The following is a 20,322-nucleotide window of genomic DNA, read 5'->3' as shown; positions in this document are numbered from 1 at the left end:
TTGTTCGAGCGACCGCCGGAATGAATGCAGCTTTAAATACTGGGGAAGCACGTTGTTCAAACCTCATCGCTTTGTTCCTAAGACGGCTGTAGCCGCGGCGCTTGCCGCAACGGGTATCACGGCACACGCCGTTACGCCGTTCGTCGTGCAGGATATTCGGATCGAAGGTCTTCAGCGCATCGAACCGGGTTCCGTGTTCGCCTATCTGCCGATCAAGCAAGGCGACACGTTCACCGACGACAAGGCCTCCGAAGCGATTCGCGCCCTCTATGCAACGGGCTTCTTCAACGACGTTCAAATCGCAACCGAAGGCAATGTCGTGGTCGTGCAGGTGCAAGAACGGCCGGCCATTTCGAGCATCGATTTCGCGGGTCTGCACGAGTTCGACAAGGACACCATCACCAAGGCGCTGCGCTCGGTCGGCCTGTCGCAAGGCCGCTCCTACGACAAGGCGCTGCTCGACAAGGCCGAACAGGAACTGAAACGTCAGTACCTGACGCGCGGCTACTACGCGGCCGAAGTCACCACCACCGTCACGCCGGTCGACCGTAATCGCGTCACCATTCTGTTCTCGGTGGCCGAAGGTCCGAGCGCGAAGATTCGCCAGATCAACTTCGTCGGCAACAAGGCCGTGAGTTCCAGCACGCTGCTCGGCGAAATGCAGCTCTCCACGCCGAACTGGTTCTCCTGGTACACGAAGAGCGATCTCTACGCGAAAGAAAAGCTCACGGGCGACCTCGAAAATGTCCGCTCGTACTATCTGAATCACGGTTACCTCGAGTTCAGCATCGACTCCACGCAGGTGTCGATCTCGCCGGACAAGAAGGACATGTACCTGACCGTCGCCTTGCATGAAGGCGAGCCGTACAAGGTCAGCAGCGTCAAACTGTCGGGCAATCTGCTGAGTCGCGACGCCGAGTTGAGCAAGCTCATCAAGATCAAACCGGGCGAACTCTTTTCGGCCGAGAAGCTGCAGTCCTCGACCAAGGCCGTCGTCGACAAGCTCGGTGAATACGGCTACGCGTTCGCACAGGTCAACGCGCAGCCGGAAATCGATCAGGCGCATCACACGGTGGCGCTCACGCTGCAAGTCGATCCGAGCCGCCGCGTGTATGTGCGCCGCGTGAATATCGACGGCAACACGCGTACGCGGGACGAAGTCGTGCGTCGCGAAATGCGTCAGCTGGAAAGCTCGTGGTTCGATTCGAGCCGCCTCGCGCTCTCGAAAGACCGCATCAACCGTCTCGGTTACTTCACGGATGTCGATGTCACCACCACGCCGGTGGAAGGGACCAACGACCAGGTGGACGTGGACGTGAAGGTCGCGGAAAAGCCGACCGGCGCCATCACGCTGGGTGCGGGTTTCTCGTCGACGGACAAGGTGGTGCTCTCGGCGGGCGTCTCGCAGGACAACGTGTTCGGCTCCGGCACGAGTCTCTCGGTGAACGTGAACACCGCAAAGACCTACCGTACCTTGACGGTCACGCAGGTCGATCCGTACTTCACCATCGACGGTATCAAGCGGATCACGGACGCCTACTACCGCACTTATCAGCCGCTCTACTACTCGACTGATTCGAGCTTCAAGATCGTGACGATGGGCGCGGACACCAAGTTCGGCATTCCGTTCTCCGAGCAGGACACGGTCTTCTTCGGCGTCGGCGCCGAGCAGAACACCATGGACGTCGACTCGGCCACGCCGCAGTCGTACATCAACTACGTGAACGAATTCGGTCGCGTGGTGAACAACTATCCGCTGACGGTTGGCTGGTCGCGCGACAATCGCGACAGCGCGCTCGTGCCGAGCCGCGGTTACTACCTGCAATCGAACGCGGAGTACGGCACGCCTATCGGCAACACGACCTACGCTAAATTCGACGCGCAGTTCCAGTATTACTACTCGTTCGCGCGCGGCTTCGTGCTCGGCTTCAACCTGCAAGGCGGTTACGGCAAGGGCCTCGACGGCCAGACGTACCCGATCTTCAAGAACTACTACGCGGGCGGTATCGGCTCGGTGCGCGGTTACTCGCCGAGTTCGCTGGGTCCGCGTGACGCGAAAACGGGCGACCCGATCGGCGGTTCGCGCATGGCGGTGGGTAATATCGAACTCACGTTCCCGCTGCCGGGAACGGGTTATGACCGCACGCTGCGCGTCTTCACCTTCCTCGACGCCGGCAACGTCTGGGGCGACCCGAATCAGGGCGGCACGAGCGCCGGCGCGAACGGCTTGCGGTATGGCTATGGTGTCGGTCTTGCATGGATCTCGCCAATCGGCCCGCTCAAGCTGAGTCTGGGCTTCCCGCTGCAGAAACATGAAGGCGACCAGTATCAGAAGTTCCAGTTCCAGATCGGCACGGCGTTCTAAGCTGCGTCGCGACGAGAACAGAGGCTTCATTCATTTCGACGTAACGTGAGGAACACTTTGCGAACCGGTAAGCTTTCGAAACATATGGCGCTGGCGCTTGCGTTGTCGATGGTTCTCGGCCTGGGTGCGGCTGCGAGCGCGAGCGCTCAGGAAGCGCGCATCGCCGCGGTCAACTCCGACCGCATCCTGCGCGAGTCGGCGGCGGCGAAGGCTGCGCAGTCTAAGCTCGAGCAGGAGTTCTCCAAGCGCGACAAGGCGCTGCAGGACATGGCGCAGCGCATGAAGGCCATGTCCGACAACATGGACAAGAGTGGCGCCTCGCTCGCGCCAACCGACCGTGCCGCGCGCCAACGCGATCTGGCGCAGCTCGACGCCGACTTCCAGCGCAAGCAGCGCGAGTTTCGCGAAGACCTGAATCAGCGTCGTAACGAAGAACTCGCGGCGGTGCTGGATCGCGCGAACAAGGTCATCAAGCAGATCGCGGAACAGCAGCATTACGATCTGATCGTGCAGGAAGCGGTGTATGTGAGCCCGCGCATCGATATCACGGATCAAGTGCTGAAGGCGCTGGCTGCGAGCACGCAAAATGGTGCGAGCGGCGCGAGTGGCGCAAGCTCGAACTGACACGGAGTAATTGAACGCATGGCATCAGGCATGGCGATCACGCTCGACGAATTGGTCAGCCGCTTTGGCGGCGAGATAGTCGGCGCGGGCACGCAAAAGGTCGAGGCGCTTGCGCCGCTCGACAAAGCCGGCCCCGCGCAACTCGCGTTTCTCGCCAACCAGAAGTATCTGGCGCAAGTCGAGACGACGCGCGCCGGCGCGGTGTTGATCTCGCCCGCCGATCTGGAGAAGGTGGGCAATCGCGCGGGCACGAATTTCATCGTCACGGCGAACCCTTACGCTTATTTCGCTCGCGTCGCACAGGCGTTTATCGATCTTGCAACGCCCGTCTCGAAGCCCGGCGTGCATCCGAGCGCGTATGTCGATCCGGCTGCGCACGTCGCGGCGAGCGCGGTGATCGGGCCTCATGTGACGGTGGAAGCGGGCGCGGTCGTCGGTGAGCGCGTGAAACTGGATGCAGGCGTGGTCATCGGACGCGGCGTGAAGTTGGGCGACGACGTGCATCTGTATCCGAACGTCACCGTGTATCACGGCTGCAAACTGGGCGCGCGCGTGATCGTGCACGCCGGCGCGGTCATTGGCGCGGATGGCTTCGGCTTCGCGCCGGATTTCGTGGGCGAAGGCGATGCTCGCACCGGCACCTGGGTGAAGATTCCGCAGGTGGGCGCGGTGGACATCGGCGAGGACGTGGAAATTGGCGCGAACACCACGATCGATCGCGGCGCCATGGCGGATACCGTCATCGAAGAAAGCGTGAAGATCGACAATCTCGTGCAGATCGGGCACAACTGCCGCATCGGCGCGTACACGGTTATCGCCGGTTGCGCGGGTATCGCGGGCAGCACGAATATCGGGCGGCATTGCATGATCGGCGGCGCAGTGGGCATCGCAGGCCACGTCACATTGGCGGACTACGTGATCGTCACGGCGCAGTCGGGCGTCTCCAAGTCGCTGACGAAGCCTGGCATGTACACGAGCGCTTTCCCGGCGGTGAATCATGCCGACTGGAACAAGAGCGCGGCGCTGGTGCGCAATCTGGACAAGCTGCGTGATCGCATCAAGGCGCTCGAAACGGCGTTGGGCGAGAAAGCAGGTAAGGGCGACGCGGGCGGCGCGGAGTAAGCAAGCCAAGATCCGCTGGTTCAAAGCACTGGCCGGCAACCTTGATACGGGCAGTAAGCCGGCGACGTCAGCAATTTCAGCAGCGCAAGAGGTTGGTATTCTCACCGAGGCAGCGTCGAAACGTGCCGTGAGCAGGCCGAGTCAAGCAGTGTAAAAGCAGTGTAAAAGCGTCGAGGGTTCGTATCATCGCCGGCGCATAAACGAAACGCGCAGTAAGCAAGCCGGGTTCAACGGTTTCAAAAGGCGTCGACGGTCCATCCCATCATCGAGGCAGCAACAATACACGCAGCAAGCCGCATCGAAGATAAACACAAAGGCATTTCCGGCGGGCGCAAGATTCGTTCAACGCGTCCGCAGTCAATTTCCGCGCACAACACGCGCGCGAGCAGAACGACCATGAGCACAGAAAAAATCAACCTCGATATTCACAAGATCCTCACGCTGCTGCCGCATCGGTATCCGATCCTGCTCGTGGATCGCGTACTCGAACTCGAGCCGCACAAGAGCATCAAAGCGCTGAAGAACGTGACGATCAACGAGCCGTATTTTCAGGGTCACTTCCCGACGCGGCCCGTCATGCCCGGCGTGCTGATTCTCGAAGCGCTCGCGCAGACCGCGGCGCTCCTGACTTTCGCCGAGGAACCGCACGATCCGTCGACCACGCTGTATTACTTCGTGGGTATCGACGGCGCGCGCTTCAAGCGCGTGGTGGAACCGGGCGATCAACTGATCCTCAACGTCAACTTCGAGCGGTACATGCGAGGCATCTGGAAGTTCAAGGCGCGCGCCGAAGTGGACGGCGTGACCGCTGCCGAGGCCGAGCTCATGTGTACCGTGAAGAACACGGCCGCCTGAGGCCGCGTTCACCGTCAAGACACAGGCAGCACGAACAGCTTGAGGCGATAAGCGCATGAGCAAGATTCACCCTACCGCGATCATCGAGCCGGGCGCTCGACTCGACGATACCGTCGAAATCGGACCGTACGCGATCGTCGGCCCCCACGTCGTGATCGGCGCGGGCACGACGGTCGGTTCGCACAGCGTGCTCGAAGGGCACACGAGCATCGGACGCGACAACCGCATCGGCCACTATGCGTCGATCGGCGGGCGCCCGCAGGACATGAAATACCGCGACGAGCCCACGCGTCTCGTGATCGGCGACCGCAATACCATCCGTGAATTCACCACGCTGCATACCGGCACGGCGCAGGATCAGGGCGAGACGTCCATCGGCGACGATTGCTGGATCATGGCTTACGTGCACGTCGGCCATGATTGCCGGCTCGGCAACAACATCATCATGTCGAGCAACGCGCAACTGGCGGGCCATGTGACGGTCGGCGATCACGCTATCGTCGGCGGCATGTCGGGCGTGCATCAGTTCGTGCGTATCGGCGCGCATTCCATGCTGGGCGGGGCTTCCGCGCTCGTGCAGGACGTGCCGCCGTTCGTCATCGCGGCGGGCAACAAGGCCGAGCCGCACGGTATCAATGTCGAAGGGTTGCGCCGGCGCGGCTTCACGCCCGACGCCATTTCGGCGCTGCGCCAGGCGTATCGCATCGTCTACAAGAGCGGTTTGTCACTCGAAGAAGCGAAATTGCAACTGAAGGATCTGGGCAAGGCAGGCGGCGAGGGCGATGCTCCGGTCAAGGCGTTCTCCGATTTCATCGCGACGTCGCAGCGCGGCATCATCCGCTAAGCGCGCCCGATGACGCCAATCACCCACTCGCCACGCATTGCGATGGTCGCGGGCGAGCCTTCCGGCGACCTGCTCGCGGCGTCGCTGCTTCAAGGTTTGCAAGAAAGGTTGCCTGCCGATACGCGTTACAGCGGCATCGGCGGTCCGCGCATGACTGCGGCGGGCTTCGAAGCCCACTGGCCCATGGACAAGCTGTCCGTGCGCGGCTATGTCGAAGCGCTGCGCCATATTCCCGAAATTCTCGGCATTCGCAACGAACTGAAGCGGCAACTGCTCGCGGAGCCGCCGTCGGTGTTCATCGGCGTCGACGCGCCCGATTTCAATTTCGGTCTCGAAGAGCCATTGCGCGCAGCGGGCATTTCGACGGTGCACTTCGTCTGCCCGTCGATCTGGGCGTGGCGCGGTGGCCGCATCAAGAAGATCGTGAAAGCGGTCGATCACATGCTGTGCGTCTTTCCGTTCGAAATCGCGTTGATGGAAAAGGCGGGCGTGGCGGCGAGCTATGTCGGCCATCCGCTTGCCGACGAAATCCCGCTCGAACCGGATGTCGCCGGCGCGCGACGCGAACTCGGTATCGCACAAGGCGGTCCGGTGATTGCCGTGCTGCCGGGCAGCCGCCGCTCGGAGATCGCGCTGATCGGCCCGACCTTTTTCGACGCCATGGAACTCATGCAGTTGCGCGAGCCCGGCGTGCGCTTTCTGATGCCGGCCGCGAACCCCGCGTTGCGCGAGCTTCTGCAGCCGCTCGTCGATGCGCATCCGAATCTCTCGCTGACGATTACCGACGGCCGCGCGCAGACCGCCATGACCGCCGCGGACGCCATCCTCGTGAAAAGCGGCACGGTCACGCTCGAAGCCGCGCTGCTCAAGAAGCCGATGGTCATTTCCTACAAGGTGCCCTGGCTCACGGGCCAGATCATGAAGCGTCAGGGCTATCTGCCCTATGTCGGCTTGCCGAACATTCTCGCGGGGCGCTTCGTGGTGCCGGAGATCCTGCAGCACTTCGCCACGCCCGAAGCGCTCGCCGACGCCACGCTCAAACAGTTGAACGACGAAGCGAACCGCCGTACCCTGACGGAGATTTTCACGGACATGCATATCGCGCTGCGTCAGAACACGTCGCAGAAGGCGGCCGACGCGGTCGCGCGAGTGCTGCAAACGCGGAGAGCCGGATAATGGCGCGTGAGACAAAAGCGGTGCGGGCGACACTCCAAAGCGGGCTGGATTTCAGTTCGCCGTTCGACATCGTCTGTGGCGTGGATGAAGCAGGGCGCGGTCCGCTGGCGGGGCCGGTCGTGGCCGCCGCGGTGATCTTCGATCCCGCGAAGCCGCGCATCAACGGTCTCGACGATTCGAAGGCCTTGAGCGCGAAACGCCGCGAGGAGCTTTACGAGAAGATCGTCGATCGCGCGCTTGCTTTTTGCATCGCGTCGGCAAGCGTCGAGGAAATCGACACCATCAACATCCTGCATGCTTCCATGCTCGCCATGAAGCGCGCGGTCGAAGGGCTTGCGGTTGCGCCGACGCTCGTGAAAGTGGATGGCAACCGCTGCCCGACGCTGTCGATCCGCTCGGAAGCCGTGATTGGCGGCGACGCGCTCATCAAGCAGATTTCGGCGGCATCGATTCTGGCCAAGGTCACGCGCGACCGCATGCTGCTGGAATTGCACGACGTTCATCCTGTCTACGGATTCAATGCACACGCGGGCTACGGCACGCCGCAACATCTGAAAGCGCTTCATGAGCATGGGCCGTGCGAGCATCATCGGCGTTCGTTCGCGCCGGTGCGCGAGGCGCATATCCGTTTCGGCTCGATGCTGCCGGCCATTGCGCCCGAGGTGTTGCAAGCCGCCGCGACCATCAACGACGACCCCGATGCACGCGCGTTCTGAATCTTGAAATCGATCACCTCGCGGGACAACCCGCTCTACAAGCGTCTCAAGGCGCTCGCCGGTTCGACCGCGCAGCAGCGCCGCAGCGCTCACGCGCTCCTCGAAGGGCTCCACCTCGCTTCAGCCTATCTCGACGCCGCCGGTCAGCCGGAAACCTGCGTCGTGACCGAAGGCGCGCTCTCCCATGCCGAAGCGCGGGAGATCGTCGCGCGCATCGAGGAAAAACGTGTGATCGTGCTGCCGGATGCGCTCTTCGGCCAATTGTCGAGCGTCGTGCACGGCGTTGGCATGTTGTTGCTCGTTGAGAAGATCGATGCCGCGCTGCCCGACCGCGTCGAGGCAACCTGCGTGATTCTCGACGGCATTCAGGACGCGGGCAACGTCGGTTCCATTTTGCGCAGCGCGGCGGCGGCGGGTATCACGCGCGTTTTCTGCGCGCCGGGAACGGCTTACGCGTGGTCGTCGAAGGTCTTGCGCTCGGGCATGGGCGCACACTTTCTGCTCGATATCTTCGAGGATGTCGAACCGGCAAACCTGATTGCGCGCCTGGATGCGCCCGTGACCATCACCGACTCACATGGCGCGGTCGCGCTTTACGATTGCGATCTCGTGGGTCCGCTCGCATGGGTCTTCGGCAACGAAGGCGCGGGCGTGTCGCAGGTCTGGCGCGATGCAGTCACGCATCGCGTGACGATTCCACAGCCGGGCGGCATGGAATCGCTGAACGTGGCGGCTGCGGCGGCAATTTGTCTTTTCGAACAATGCCGCCAGCAGCGGCGCTGATCAGTAGTACGACGGCCGCTCCGGCTTGATCTCCTGCAGAATCGTGGTGGCGATTTCCTCGATCGACTTGTGTGTCGATGAAAGCCATTTCACGCCTTCGCGCTTCATCATCGATTCGGCTTCGTTGATCTCGTAACGGCAGTTTTCGAGCGCCGCGTACTTGCTGCCCGGCCGGCGCTCGTTGCGAATCTCCGAAAGCCGCTGCGGGTCGATGGAAAGACCGAACATCTTCTCGCGATGTTCCAGCAAGGGCGTCGGCAGTTTGCCGCGCTCGAAATCTTCCGGAATCAGCGGGTAGTTCGCCGCCTTCACCCCGTATTGCATTGCCAGATAGAGGCTCGTCGGCGTCTTGCCGCTGCGCGAGACGCCCACGAGAATCACGTCCGCTTCCGTGAGATTGCGGTTGGATTGACCGTCGTCGTGCGCGAGCGAGAAGTTGATGGCCTCGATGCGGTTCTTGTATTCCTCGGTATCCGCGTTCTGGTGGACGCGGCCCATGGCATGCGTCGACTTGATTTCCAGTTCGTGTTCGAGCGGCTCGATGAAGGTCTGGAACATGTCGAGCACGAGCGCATTGCAGCCCTTGACGATCTCGTTCGACGCGCTGTCGACGAGCGTCGTGAAGACGATGGGCCGCCGTCCGTCCAGTGACACCACTTCGTTGATCTTCTCGACGGTCGCATGCGCCTTGTCGATCGAGTCGACGAACGGCACGCGCACCAGCCGGAATTTCTGGTCGAACTGGGCGAGGATCGAATGCGCGAACGTCTCGGCGGTGATTCCTGTACCGTCGGAAACGATGAATACGGATGGCGGCATCGGCGATATGGGGAACGAGTTGGAAGGCACGTGCTCGAAGGTAACGCGCGAGCACGGGAGCGGAAAAGGCCTGTGTTAAGGTAACTGGATTCGGGGTGTGCGCCGCCGAACCATCGGGCGTCAAAGACCTCGATTTTGCCGTCTATTTGCTGATTATGCCGGGACAAAATTGAGAAATGGCACGGTAGAATAGCGGCAACCTGTTCGATAAGCAATTGCGTATGGATTGATTGGGATTTTCGTCAAAACGAGGTTGCTTCGCTTATTTTTGCTTCAAAGAAGCATGAATCCGAGCAGTTTCAGACGTCCCTATCCATACCGCGATGGCTTATCAAACAGGTTGTACGAGATGCGTCTCGCGCTTCCAATGAGCGCCGCCGCATATGAGCCCACTCGTGCGATCGTGAATTTCATCCACCTTAGGGGCTTGTATGACTAACGCAGTTAATGTTGCGAACGATGTCGCAAAGGATCAGGCGTATGTAGTTCCATTCGAGCAGTTGCGAATGACCGACGTGGAAATCGTCGGTGGCAAGAATGCGTCGCTCGGCGAGATGATCAGCCAGCTTTCCGAAGCCGGCGTTCGCGTGCCCACGGGCTTTGCCACAACTGCACTCGCGTTTCGCGATTTCCTGCATCACAACAATCTGACCGAACGCATTGCGAAGCGTTTGGAGACGCTCGACGTCGACGACGTGAAGTCGCTCGCCGAAGCCGGCAAGGAAATCCGCCAGTGGATCGTCGACGCGCCCATGCAGCCGCGTCTCGAAGACGAAATCCGTCGTGGGTTCGACGTCCTTCAGAACAGCTCGCCCGAAGAGCTTTCGTTCGCCGTGCGTTCCTCGGCGACCGCTGAGGATTTGCCCGACGCATCGTTCGCGGGTCAGCAGGAGAGCTATCTGAACGTCGTCGGCATCGAAGACGTGCTCGACCGCATGAAGCACGTGTTCGCGTCGCTGTACAACGACCGCGCCATTTCTTATCGCGTCCACAAGGGCTTCACCCACGCCGAAGTCGCGTTGTCGGCTGGCGTGCAGCGCATGGTCCGTTCGGACGTGGGCGCGGCGGGCGTCATGTTCACCATCGACACGGAATCGGGCTTCAAGGAAACTGTGTTCATCACGTCGAGCTACGGTCTCGGCGAAACGGTGGTGCAGGGCGCGGTGAATCCGGACGAGTTCCACGTCTTCAAGACCACGCTCGCGCAGAACAAGTATCCGATCATCCGCCGTTCCATCGGCTCGAAGCTCATCAAGATGGAGTTCACGAAGGCCGGCGAAGCGGGCCGCGTGAAGACGGTGGACGTGCCGCACGAGCAGCGCAACCGCTTCTCCATTTCCGATGAAGACGTGATCGAGCTCGCGAAGTACGCGGTGATCATCGAGAAGCACTATCAGCGTCCGATGGACATCGAGTGGGGCCGCGACGGTCGCGACGGCAAGATTTTCATTCTTCAGGCGCGTCCGGAAACGGTGAAGAGCCAGGCCGCGGGCAAGGCCGAGATGCGTTTCAAGCTGAAGGGCCAGTCGAACGTGCTGACCACGGGCCGCGCAATCGGCCAGAAGATCGGCGCGGGTCCGGTGCGCGTGATTCACGACCCGTCGGAAATGGAACGTGTGCAACCGGGCGACGTGCTCGTCGCCGACATGACCGACCCGAACTGGGAACCGGTGATGAAGCGCGCATCGGCCATCGTGACGAATCGCGGCGGGCGCACGTGCCACGCGGCAATCATCGCGCGTGAATTGGGCGTGCCGGCAGTGGTTGGCTGCGGCGACGCAACGGACTTGCTGAAGGACGGCGCGCTCGTCACGGTATCGTGCGCGGAAGGCGACGAAGGCAAGATCTACGACGGCCTGCTCGAAACCGAAGTGACCGAAGTGCAGCGCGGTGAACTGCCGAAGATTCCGGTCAAGATCATGATGAACGTCGGCAATCCGCAACTTGCGTTCGACTTCTCGCAGTTGCCGAACGCGGGTGTGGGCCTGGCGCGGCTCGAATTCATCATCAACAACAATATCGGCGTGCACCCGCGGGCTATTCTCGAGTACCCGAATATCGACGCCGATTTGAAGAAGGCCGTTGAAAGCGTTGCGCGCGGTCATGCGTCGCCGCGTGCGTTCTACGTCGACAAGCTGACCGAAGGCATCGCCACGATCGCGGCGGCGTTCTATCCGAAGCCCGTCATCGTGCGTCTGTCCGACTTCAAGTCGAACGAGTACAAGAAATTGATCGGCGGTTCGCGCTACGAGCCGGACGAAGAAAATCCGATGCTCGGTTTCCGCGGCGCATCGCGCTATATCTCGGACGACTTCGCCGAAGCGTTCCATATGGAATGCTTCGCGCTGAAGAAGGTGCGTGAAGACATGGGACTCGACAACGTCGAGATCATGGTGCCGTTCGTGCGCACGCTGAAGCAGGCGGAGCGCGTGGTCGGTCTGCTCGACAAGTTCGGGCTCAAGCGCGGCGTGAACGGCCTCAAGCTCGTGATGATGTGCGAGGTGCCGTCCAACGCGATTCTCGCCGAAGAATTCCTGCAGTTCTTCGACGGCTTCTCCATCGGTTCGAACGACTTGACGCAGCTTACGCTCGGCCTCGACCGCGACTCCGGCATGGAACTGCTCGCCGCCGACTTCGACGAACGCGACGAAGCCGTGAAGTTCATGCTGAAGCGCGCAATCGAGACGTGTCTGCGGCTCAACAAGTACGTCGGCATTTGCGGCCAGGGCCCGTCGGATCACCCGGACCTCGCCGAATGGCTGGCAAAGCAGGGCATCGAATCCATGTCGCTGAACCCGGACACCATCATTGACACCTGGCAGCAATTGGCGACTACTTTGTCAAAATAAGTAAGCCGTGCCTTTCCGTGTGCTGACGGAGAGGCGCATCATGCTATAAAAAACACCCCGGACCTTTCCGGGGTGTTTTCGTTTGGAGACGAGCATGGCGACGAATGGACTGATCTGGTGGATCGCAGCCGGTGCGTTGATCGTAACGGAGTTGTTTACCGGCACGTTCTATCTGCTGATGATCGCGCTCGGGTTGATCGCGGGCGGTCTTGCGCATGCAATGGGCGCGTTGCCGCACGTGCAGTTCGGCGTGGCGGCGGTCGTCGCGCTGGTCGCGGTCGCCGTGTTGCGGCGTTCGCGCTTCGGCAACTGGAAGCGGCGCGACGCCACGCGCGATGCGGCGGTGAATCTCGACATCGGCGCGACGCTCGAGGTCGACGAATGGCGCGATGGCCGCGCGCGGGCGATGTATCGCGGCGCGCAGTGGGACATCGTGCTGGCGCCGGGCGAGTCGGAAACGGCGCGCTGGTATCGCATCACCGCGCTCGACGGCAGCCGGCTCGTCGTTGCCGCAAAAGGCTCCTGAGCGCAAACCGGTCGAAACTCGATCAACAAGAACCCAAGGAGTAGAAAATGATTTTCGCGCTAGTCTTGCTCGTCATCGCAATCGTGATTGTGGTGAACACGGTCAAGATCGTTCCGCAGCAGCACGCATGGGTGCTGGAACGTCTCGGCCGCTATCACGCGACGTTGACGCCGGGCCTGAACATCGTGCTGCCGTTCATCGACCGCATTGCGTACAAGCACGTGCTCAAGGAGATTCCGCTCGAAGTGCCGAGCCAGGTCTGCATTACGCGCGACAACACGCAATTGCAGGTGGATGGCGTGCTGTACTTTCAGGTCACGGATGCCATGAAGGCGTCGTATGGATCGAGCAACTTCGTTTTTGCCATCACGCAGCTCTCGCAGACGACGTTGCGTTCGGTCATCGGCAAGCTGGAACTGGACAAGACTTTCGAGGAGCGCGATTACATCAACCAGAACATCGTCGCTTCGCTGGACGAAGCCGCGTCGAATTGGGGCGTGAAGGTGTTGCGCTACGAGATCAAGGACCTGACGCCGCCGAAGGACATCCTTCACGCGATGCAGGCGCAGATCACCGCCGAGCGCGAGAAGCGGGCGTTGATCGCGGCATCCGAAGGGCGCAAGCAGGAGCAGATCAACATCGCTTCCGGCGCGCGCGAGGCGGCGATTCAGAAGTCCGAGGGCGAGCGTCAGGCGGCGATCAATCAGGCGCAGGGCGAGGCAGCGGCCATTCTCGCGGTGGCCGAGGCGAACGCGCAAGCCATCGAGAAGATCGGCGCGGCGATTCAGACGGCGGGCGGCATGGAAGCGGTGAACCTCAAGGTCGCCGAGCAGTATGTCGGCGCGTTCGGCAATATCGCGAAGGCGGGCAACACGCTCATCGTGCCGGGCAACATGTCCGACATGGGCTCGATGATCGCATCGGCGCTCGCTATCGTGAAAGGCGAGGGCGGGGGCGGCATCATCAGGAAGAGCTAAAGCAGAAGGGGCGCTTTGGGGCGCCCCTTTTTGCATGCGGAATCAACGCGCGGCCGTTCGCATGAGACGCGCGCGTTCGCGGTCCCAGTCGCGCTTCTTCTCCGTCTCGCGCTTGTCATGCAGCTTCTTGCCCTTGGCAAGCCCGATCTCGCATTTCACGCGGCCTTCCTTGTAGTGGAAGTTGAGCGGCACGAGCGTATGCCCACGCTGCTCGACCTTGCCGATGAGCTTGTCGATCTGATCGCGATGCAAAAGCAGCTTGCGCGTGCGCACCGGGTCCGGGTTGATATGCGTCGAGGCTTCGGGCAGCGGGCTGATATGCGTGCCAATCAGGTACAGCTCGCCTTGCTTGATGACGACGTAGCCTTCCTTGATCTGCCCGCGGCCCGCGCGCAGCGCCTTGACTTCCCAGCCTTCGAGCACGAGACCCGCCTCGAAGCGTTCCTCGATGAAGTAATCGAAGAAGGCTTTTCTGTTGTCGATGATGCTCATGAATGGAAAGTGCCCAACTCGTTTAAAATCACAATTTTAGCAGCGCGCCGTCTGTGGGACGATCCCATGCGTGAAGCGCAGTTGCCGCCCAATCAAGCCACCCGCCGCGCCCTTTATGGCAGACGTCCAAAAAACAGTATTGATCCGCCATTCAGCGGAAGAAATGTTCGACCTCGTCACCGATGTCGCCGACTACCCCAATTTTCTGCCGTGGTGCGGCGGCGTGGAGATCGGGCGGCAGGACGAGAACGGCATGGAAGCGAAGATCGACATCAGCTTCAAAGGCATCAAGCAGCACTTTGCCACGCGCAACGTGCAAAAACGTCCGACCAGCATCGATATGGTGTTCTTAAGCGGCCCTTTCAAGAAGTTCACGGGTTACTGGCGCTTCACGCCCCTGCGCGCGGACGCCTGCAAGATCGAGTTCGCGCTCCACTACGAGTTCTCGAACCTCATTCTGGAGAAGCTGATCGGGCCGGTGTTCAGCCATATTGCCAATACGTTCGTCGATTCCTTCGTGAAGCGCGCGGATCAACGGTACGGCAAGAAATGAGCCTTCGTATCGACGTTTGCTACGGTCTTGCCGATGGCGCGAGCTTTCTCGCACACCTCGATCTGCGCGAAGGTGCGACGGTGCGAGAGGCCATTGAAGTGAGCGGGGTCTTGAAGCAGCATCCGGAAATCGATTTGTCGACACAAAAGGTCGGCGTGTTCGGCAAGGCCCAGCCGCTCGATACGGCGTTGTCGGACTTCGATCGCGTGGAGATTTATCGGCCGCTCAAGGTCGACCCAAAAACCGCGCGTTTGCGACGGGTGGCGAAGACACGCAAGGCCGGTTCGATCGAAGGCCGCAAGTGGCAGTCGAAGGATTCGCGTTAGCCGGCGCCTTTCAATGCGCAGGCGCTTCCTTGCTAACGCGAGGCGTCACGACGCTGTGCTGACGCACCGACCAACTCACGCCCGCAGTCAGCAAAGCGATGGCGCAGAGTTCCGGCACGCGCGGCCAGCGGCCGTCGTAGACAAAGGCATAGAGCAGCGCGAAGAGCGTTTCGAACGCAATCAGCTGACCGGACAGCGTTAGGGGCAAGCGCTTGGACGCCGCGTTCCACAAGATGTTGCCGACCCACGAACCGCCCGCCGCCAGGGCAAAACTCACGAGCCAGAACAACTGCCAGCGTTCGGGCGACACGGCGGCCTGCACGCTGCCTGCGGGCAACATCCACATGATCGCGCCGAGGATTGCGCCCAGCACGCCCGTCACGATTCCCCACAGCACCGACCATTCGTTGCCATCGAAACGATGGTTCGCCTGCACGTAGCGCGCGTTGACGACCGCATACCAGGTCCACGCGGCGAGCGCCCCGAGCGCGCATGCGAGGCCGGGCAAGCCGTGTCGGCACGCTGCTCGTCTCGACGCTGCCATGCTGCAAAAACACGTCGCGAAACACATCCAGATTGATGCACGCGATGCCCGCCAGGATCATCGACAACGGCCCGGCGAGGTGCCGCAATTCCACCGCGCCATGATCGCGCCGCCCCGCGAGCGTGACGGTGACGGGCAGGATGCCGACGATCAGCGATGTCGGCGCGACGCCGACCAGTTGCACCGCGCTTGCAAGCAGCATGTAGTAAAGAAGGTTGCCGACGAGCGCCAGTTTTACGAGCGCGAGGAGATCGGCGCGCGTGAGCTTGGTCATCAACCGCCGCGCGATAGGCAGCGCCACCGCGAGCGACACGGCGCCATACATCAGATACCGGCCGACGCTCAAAGCAAGCGGCGAGAAATCGGGCAACAGCCGCGGCGCCAGAAAAATGAAACCCCAGATTGCTCCGGCCGACATTCCGTACATCACACCGCGCTGCATCCCGACTCCCTGACCCACGTCCATTCGATGTAGGCGAGGGTAAAGGCGCGCGCCAGCCAGCGTCTTGTCTAATTCTGCATATGCCAGGAGCGGTCAGAACGCCCGCACGCCCGGCCCGTAACTTGCATGCGTTTGAGCTAAGCCGCTGTTCGGGCAGTGAAAACCCGAGGAACTATCGGTATAATCCGCTTTTGCGCCCATAGGATTTGCCATGCGTCTGATCCAGAAAGCACTCACGTTCGATGACGTGCTCCTCGTGCCTGCGTTCTCCAGCGTACTTCCGCGCGATACCAGTCTGAAATCCCAGCTGACTCGCAACATCTCCCTGAATATGCCCCTCGTGTCCGCCGCCATGGACACGGTCACCGAAGGCCGGCTTGCCATCGCCATGGCGCAGATGGGCGGCATCGGCATCGTTCACAAGAATCTCACTGCCAAAGAGCAGGCGCGCGAAGTCGCCAAGGTCAAGCGCTTCGAGTCGGGTGTGGTGCGCGACCCGATCACCGTGCCGCCGGAAATGCGCGTACGCGACGTCATCGCGCTCACGCAGCAGCATGGCATTTCGGGCTTTCCTGTCGTGGAAGGCGCGAAGCTCATCGGCATCGTCACCAACCGCGACCTGCGCTTCGAAGAGCGCATGGAAGAGCCCGTGCGCAACATCATGACGCCGCGCGAGCGCCTCGTGACGGTCAAGGAAGGCACGCCGCTCGCGCAAGCCAAGGCGCTGATGCATAGCCATCGCCTGGAACGCGTGCTCGTGGTCAATGACGCGTTCGAACTGCGCGGCCTGATGACCGTGAAAGACATCACGAAGCAGACCGAGAATCCGGACGCGTGTAAAGACGAAGACGGCAAGCTGCGGGTGGGCGCGGCAGTGGGCGTGGGCGCGGACAACGAGGAGCGCGTCGAGCTGCTCGCGGCGGCGGGCGTGGACGTGATCGTCGTCGATACCGCGCACGGCCACAGCCAGGGCGTGCTCGAACGCGTGCGCTGGGTGAAGCAGAACTACCCGAAGGTGCAGGTGATCGGCGGCAACATCGCTACGGCGGCTGCCGCCAAGGCGCTCGTCGAATACGGCGCGGACGCGGTGAAGGTCGGTATCGGTCCGGGCTCCATCTGCACGACGCGCATCGTCGCGGGCGTGGGCGTGCCGCAGATCACGGCAATCGCGAACGTCTCGGAAGGATTGCGCGGCAGCGGCGTGCCGGTGATCGCGGACGGCGGCGCGCGCTTCTCGGGCGATGTCGCCAAGGCGCTTGCGGCCGGCGCGAACGTCGTCATGATGGGCAGCATGCTCGCGGGCACGGAAGAGTCGCCCGGCGACGTGTTCCTGTTCCAGGGCCGCCAGTACAAGGCGTATCGCGGCATGGGTTCGGTCGGCGCGATGAAGGACGGCGCGGCGGACCGCTACTTCCAGGACAACTCGGCGAACATCGACAAGCTCGTGCCGGAAGGCATCGAAGGCCGCGTGGCCTACAAGGGCTCGGTCAACGCCATCCTGTTCCAGGTCATTGGCGGCGTGCGCGCGAGCATGGGTTATTGCGGCTGCAGCACCATTGCCGAGTTGCACGACAAGGCTGAGTTCGTGCAGATCACGGCGGCCGGCATGCGCGAGTCGCACGTGCACGACGTGCAGATCACGAAGGAAGCGCCGAATTACCACGTCGACTGAACATATTGACTAACCCGGGGATCGATCATGAAACCGTTGCTGCGGGCCGTGCTGATCGTCAATGCGCTGATCTTTCTGGCGTTCGGCGTATTGTTCCTGCTGACGCCGTGGACCGGCCTGTACGCCGCGCTGCAACTCGATCCCATCCTCGTTCAGCCCGCCTTCGCCGGGCAATTGCTCGGCGTGGCGTTGCTCGGACTGGCGTGGCTTTCACTGCACGCGGCTATCGACGGCGCGTTGACGGCGCGGGCCGCAAGAGTTTCGGGCCATGTGGAGTGGCTTTCCGGCGTCATCGTGCTGGTCTGGCTGCTTGGGTTGCGCACGCCGGAAGTGGCCGGCTTCGGGCAGGTGAGCGCAACGCTCGTTGGCATCGTGCTCATGGTGCTAGGTCTTGGCAGCGTGCGTTTGTCGTCGGCCGTGCGGCGGCGTGAGCGTCTGGCGGCGGCAGGCAAGGCTTCGGCCACGCGGGCAGAACAGAAGGCGGCGGACAAGCGCGAGCAAGGCATACCGTTGGACACCGCGACACGTCCGTTGGCGCGCGCGCCGGAAGCCACGGCCATCGATCCAGTTTCAGGCCGCACGGTCGATTCGTCCGGGCGTCCGCTTGATACCGCGACGCCGCTGTCTCGCACGCGTATGGACGGCGGCGCGGTCGATCCGGTCACGGGCCGCACGTTCGACCCCGTCGGTGGCCGCGAAATCGATCCGGTGACGGGCAAGCGCATCGAGCCTGTAATCAGCGGCGATATCGATCCGGTCACGGGCAGACGCGTCGATCCGCTGACCGGTGCAGATGTGCGCCAGACGCCGCTCTGATGGCGTGCAGACGGCAGATCATCGTCGGGCAGTACCGCAGTAAGACAAGCACGGTCGGCCTTTGCGCCGACCGTCGATTTATTGGCAGCCGGACTTCGCGCGAGATTCGCGCGCAGCCGGCACAAGACCCATTCGTTCACTTAGCCTTTGGCCGCAGCCATGCACGACAAAATCCTGATCCTCGATTTCGGCTCCCAAGTCACGCAACTGATCGCGCGGCGCATCCGCGAATCGCACGTCTACTCGGAAATCCATCCGTACGACGTCGATGAAACCTTCATCCGCGAGTTCGCGCCGAAGGGCATCATCCTGTCGGGCGGCCCGAACTCGGTCACCGAGGCGGGCTCGCCGCGCGCGCCGCAGGTTGTGTTCGATCTCGGCGTGCCGGTGCTCGGCATCTGCTACGGCATGCAGACGATGGCCGATCAGCTTGGCGGCAAGGTCGAACTCGGCAGCGTGCGCGAATTCGGCTATGCGGAAGTGGCTGCGCTCAACCACACGGGCTTTCTTGAAGGCATCGAAGACTTCAAGAGCGCCGAGGGCGAGGCGATGCTGAAGGTGTGGATGAGTCACGGCGACAAGGTCGCCGACTTGCCGGCCGGCTTCAAACTCATGGCCTCGACGCCTGCGTGTCCGATCGCCGCGATGGCCGACGACGACCGCCGCTTTTACGGCGTGCAATGGCATCCCGAAGTCACGCACACCGTGCAAGGCCGCGCGATGCTCGATCGCTTCGTGCTTAGACTGTGCGGCGCGAAAGCGGACTGGGAGATGGGCCATTACATCGACGAAGCGGTCGCGAAGATTCGCGAGCAGGTTGGCAGCGAGCATGTCATTCTGGGCTTGTCGGGCGGCGTGGATTCGTCTGTGGCGGCGGCGCTGTTGCATCGCGCGATCGGCGATCAGCTGACTTGCGTGTTCGTCGATCACGGCCTCTTGCGTCAGAACGAAGCCGAGCAGGTGATGTCCACGTTCGCCGATCACCTAGGGGTGAAGGTGATCCATGTCGATGCGAGCGCGGAGTTTCTCGCGAAGCTCGCGGGCGTGACGGACCCGGAGGCGAAGCGCAAGATCATCGGCGCCGAGTTCGTCGAAGTGTTCGATGCGGAATCCCAGAAGCTCACGGATGCCAAGTGGCTCGCGCAGGGCACCATTTATCCGGACGTGATCGAATCGGCGGGCAAGGGCAAGAAGGGCGCGCATACGATCAAGAGCCATCACAACGTCGGCGGCTTGCCGGAGACGCTGAACCTGAAGCTGCTCGAACCGTTGCGCGAGCTGTTCAAGGACGAAGTGCGCGAGTTGGGTGTGAAGCTTGGTTTGCCGCACGCGATGGTGTACCGCCATCCGTTCCCGGGACCGGGACTTGGCGTGCGTATTCTCGGCGAAGTAAAGCGCGAGTTCGCTGACCTTTTGCGTCAGGCGGACGCGATCTTTATCGAAACGTTGCGCAATACCATCGACAAGGAAACGGGCAAGTCGTGGTATGACCTCACGAGCCAGGCGTTCGCGGTGTTCTTGCCGGTGAAGAGCGTTGGTGTCATGGGCGACGGGCGGACTTATGAGTATGTCGTTGCGCTGCGCGCCGTGCAGACGCTGGACTTCATGACTGCGCATTGGGCGCATCTGCCGCATGAGTTGCTTGGGCATGTGTCCAATCGGATCATTAATGAAGTGCGGGGGATTAACCGGGTGGTTTATGACATCTCGGGGAAGCCGCCAGCGACGATCGAGTGGGAGTGAATCGACGTGTCTTTATGGGCCATCGCCGGGTAATTAACCCTTTACGAACCGGCGGACGATGCCCTGACAGCTGAACAA

The 20,322-nt window shown here is 61.9% G+C and carries 18 protein-coding genes and 1 pseudogene; 16 read left to right on the top strand and 3 right to left on the bottom strand.

From position 1 onward, the window contains the following. The first annotated feature begins 52 nt into the window (after nt 1–52). The 8 genes from bamA (at nt 53) to P9292_RS36120 (ending at nt 8,485) form a co-directional block, all read left to right on the top strand. On the top strand, nt 53–2,365 hold the full coding sequence (bamA, locus tag P9292_RS36155; protein ID WP_244827767.1) for an outer membrane protein assembly factor BamA: 2,313 nt from the start codon (nt 53–55) through the stop codon (nt 2,363–2,365). An 84-nt stretch (nt 2,366–2,449) separates the two neighbouring features. After that, nucleotides 2,450–2,989 carry an OmpH family outer membrane protein gene (locus tag P9292_RS36150; protein ID WP_309964314.1) on the top strand — a complete coding sequence of 180 codons (540 nt, stop codon included), beginning with the start codon at nt 2,450–2,452 and terminating at the stop codon, nt 2,987–2,989. 30 nt (nt 2,990–3,019) lie between these two features. Next, nucleotides 3,020–4,111 (top strand): UDP-3-O-(3-hydroxymyristoyl)glucosamine N-acyltransferase, encoded by a 1,092-nt coding sequence (lpxD, locus tag P9292_RS36145; RefSeq protein WP_244828014.1) that lies wholly within the window; start codon nt 3,020–3,022, stop codon nt 4,109–4,111. A gap of 396 nt (nt 4,112–4,507) precedes the next feature. Then, nucleotides 4,508–4,966 (top strand): 3-hydroxyacyl-ACP dehydratase FabZ, encoded by a 459-nt coding sequence (gene fabZ, locus P9292_RS36140; protein WP_244827769.1) that lies wholly within the window; start codon nt 4,508–4,510, stop codon nt 4,964–4,966. A 55-nt stretch (nt 4,967–5,021) separates the two neighbouring features. Then, nucleotides 5,022–5,810, top strand: coding sequence for an acyl-ACP--UDP-N-acetylglucosamine O-acyltransferase (gene lpxA / locus P9292_RS36135; RefSeq protein ID WP_244827770.1), 789 nt, complete (start codon nt 5,022–5,024; stop codon nt 5,808–5,810). Nucleotides 5,811–5,819: 9 nt separating this feature from the next. After that, the gene (lpxB, locus tag P9292_RS36130; protein ID WP_309843072.1) at nt 5,820–6,986 is read left to right on the top strand and encodes a lipid-A-disaccharide synthase; all 1,167 of its coding nucleotides are present in this window, start codon (nt 5,820–5,822) and stop codon (nt 6,984–6,986) included. Further along, nucleotides 6,986–7,702 (top strand): ribonuclease HII, encoded by a 717-nt coding sequence (rnhB, locus tag P9292_RS36125; protein WP_244827772.1) that lies wholly within the window; start codon nt 6,986–6,988, stop codon nt 7,700–7,702. The genes lpxB and rnhB overlap by 1 nt, the downstream gene beginning before the upstream one ends. A gap of 3 nt (nt 7,703–7,705) precedes the next feature. Then, the gene (locus P9292_RS36120; RefSeq protein ID WP_309963885.1) at nt 7,706–8,485 is read left to right on the top strand and encodes an RNA methyltransferase; all 780 of its coding nucleotides are present in this window, start codon (nt 7,706–7,708) and stop codon (nt 8,483–8,485) included. Here P9292_RS36120 and P9292_RS36115 read toward each other — a convergent pair whose 3' ends face one another. Continuing rightward, nucleotides 8,486–9,304: a pyruvate, water dikinase regulatory protein gene (locus tag P9292_RS36115; RefSeq protein ID WP_244827774.1), complete on the bottom strand. Its 819-nt coding sequence runs from the start codon at nt 9,302–9,304 to the stop codon at nt 8,486–8,488. A 431-nt stretch (nt 9,305–9,735) separates the two neighbouring features. On the opposite strand from P9292_RS36115, the gene ppsA reads away from it, so the two are divergent. From ppsA to P9292_RS36100, 3 genes are all read left to right on the top strand, one after another. Continuing rightward, on the top strand, nt 9,736–12,153 hold the full coding sequence (gene ppsA / locus P9292_RS36110) for a phosphoenolpyruvate synthase (protein ID WP_309963883.1): 2,418 nt from the start codon (nt 9,736–9,738) through the stop codon (nt 12,151–12,153). A 94-nt stretch (nt 12,154–12,247) separates the two neighbouring features. Beyond that, complete coding sequence (locus P9292_RS36105; RefSeq protein WP_250464507.1) at nt 12,248–12,679, top strand: NfeD family protein; 432 nt, start codon at nt 12,248–12,250, stop codon at nt 12,677–12,679. 47 nt (nt 12,680–12,726) lie between these two features. Next, on the top strand, nt 12,727–13,656 hold the full coding sequence (locus tag P9292_RS36100; protein WP_244827777.1) for an SPFH domain-containing protein: 930 nt from the start codon (nt 12,727–12,729) through the stop codon (nt 13,654–13,656). Between the two features lie 42 nt (nt 13,657–13,698). Here the strand turns inward: P9292_RS36100 and smpB are convergent, their stop codons facing one another. Continuing rightward, a complete protein-coding gene (gene smpB, locus P9292_RS36095; RefSeq protein ID WP_250464509.1) occupies nt 13,699–14,148 on the bottom strand; it encodes an SsrA-binding protein SmpB in 450 nt (149 codons plus the stop codon). Between the two features lie 115 nt (nt 14,149–14,263). On the opposite strand from smpB, the gene P9292_RS36090 reads away from it, so the two are divergent. Beyond that, on the top strand, nt 14,264–14,701 hold the full coding sequence (locus P9292_RS36090) for a type II toxin-antitoxin system RatA family toxin (protein ID WP_244827779.1): 438 nt from the start codon (nt 14,264–14,266) through the stop codon (nt 14,699–14,701). Beyond that, the gene (locus P9292_RS36085; protein ID WP_244827780.1) at nt 14,698–15,027 is read left to right on the top strand and encodes an RnfH family protein; all 330 of its coding nucleotides are present in this window, start codon (nt 14,698–14,700) and stop codon (nt 15,025–15,027) included. The genes P9292_RS36090 and P9292_RS36085 overlap by 4 nt, the downstream gene beginning before the upstream one ends. A gap of 10 nt (nt 15,028–15,037) precedes the next feature. Here P9292_RS36085 and P9292_RS36080 read toward each other — a convergent pair. Next, nucleotides 15,038–16,013: pseudogene (locus P9292_RS36080) on the bottom strand (DMT family transporter). Between the two features lie 211 nt (nt 16,014–16,224). On the opposite strand from P9292_RS36080, the gene guaB reads away from it, so the two are divergent. From guaB to guaA, 3 genes are all read left to right on the top strand, one after another. Further along, nucleotides 16,225–17,685 carry an IMP dehydrogenase gene (guaB, locus tag P9292_RS36075; protein ID WP_244827782.1) on the top strand — a complete coding sequence of 487 codons (1,461 nt, stop codon included), beginning with the start codon at nt 16,225–16,227 and terminating at the stop codon, nt 17,683–17,685. Between the two features lie 27 nt (nt 17,686–17,712). After that, nucleotides 17,713–18,501: a hypothetical protein gene (locus tag P9292_RS36070; RefSeq protein ID WP_244827783.1), complete on the top strand. Its 789-nt coding sequence runs from the start codon at nt 17,713–17,715 to the stop codon at nt 18,499–18,501. Between the two features lie 159 nt (nt 18,502–18,660). Continuing rightward, entirely contained in the window at nt 18,661–20,244 is a 1,584-nt protein-coding gene (gene guaA / locus P9292_RS36065) for a glutamine-hydrolyzing GMP synthase (RefSeq protein WP_309963881.1), read from the top strand. The last annotated feature ends 78 nt before the right edge of the window (nt 20,245–20,322 follow it).

It is taken from the genome of Caballeronia sp. LZ001, from assembly GCF_031450875.1.
Lineage (GTDB): Bacteria > Pseudomonadota > Gammaproteobacteria > Burkholderiales > Burkholderiaceae > Caballeronia.
The sequence above is the reverse complement of the archived record's forward strand: the minus strand, read 5'-3'. Positions and strand labels throughout refer to the sequence as shown.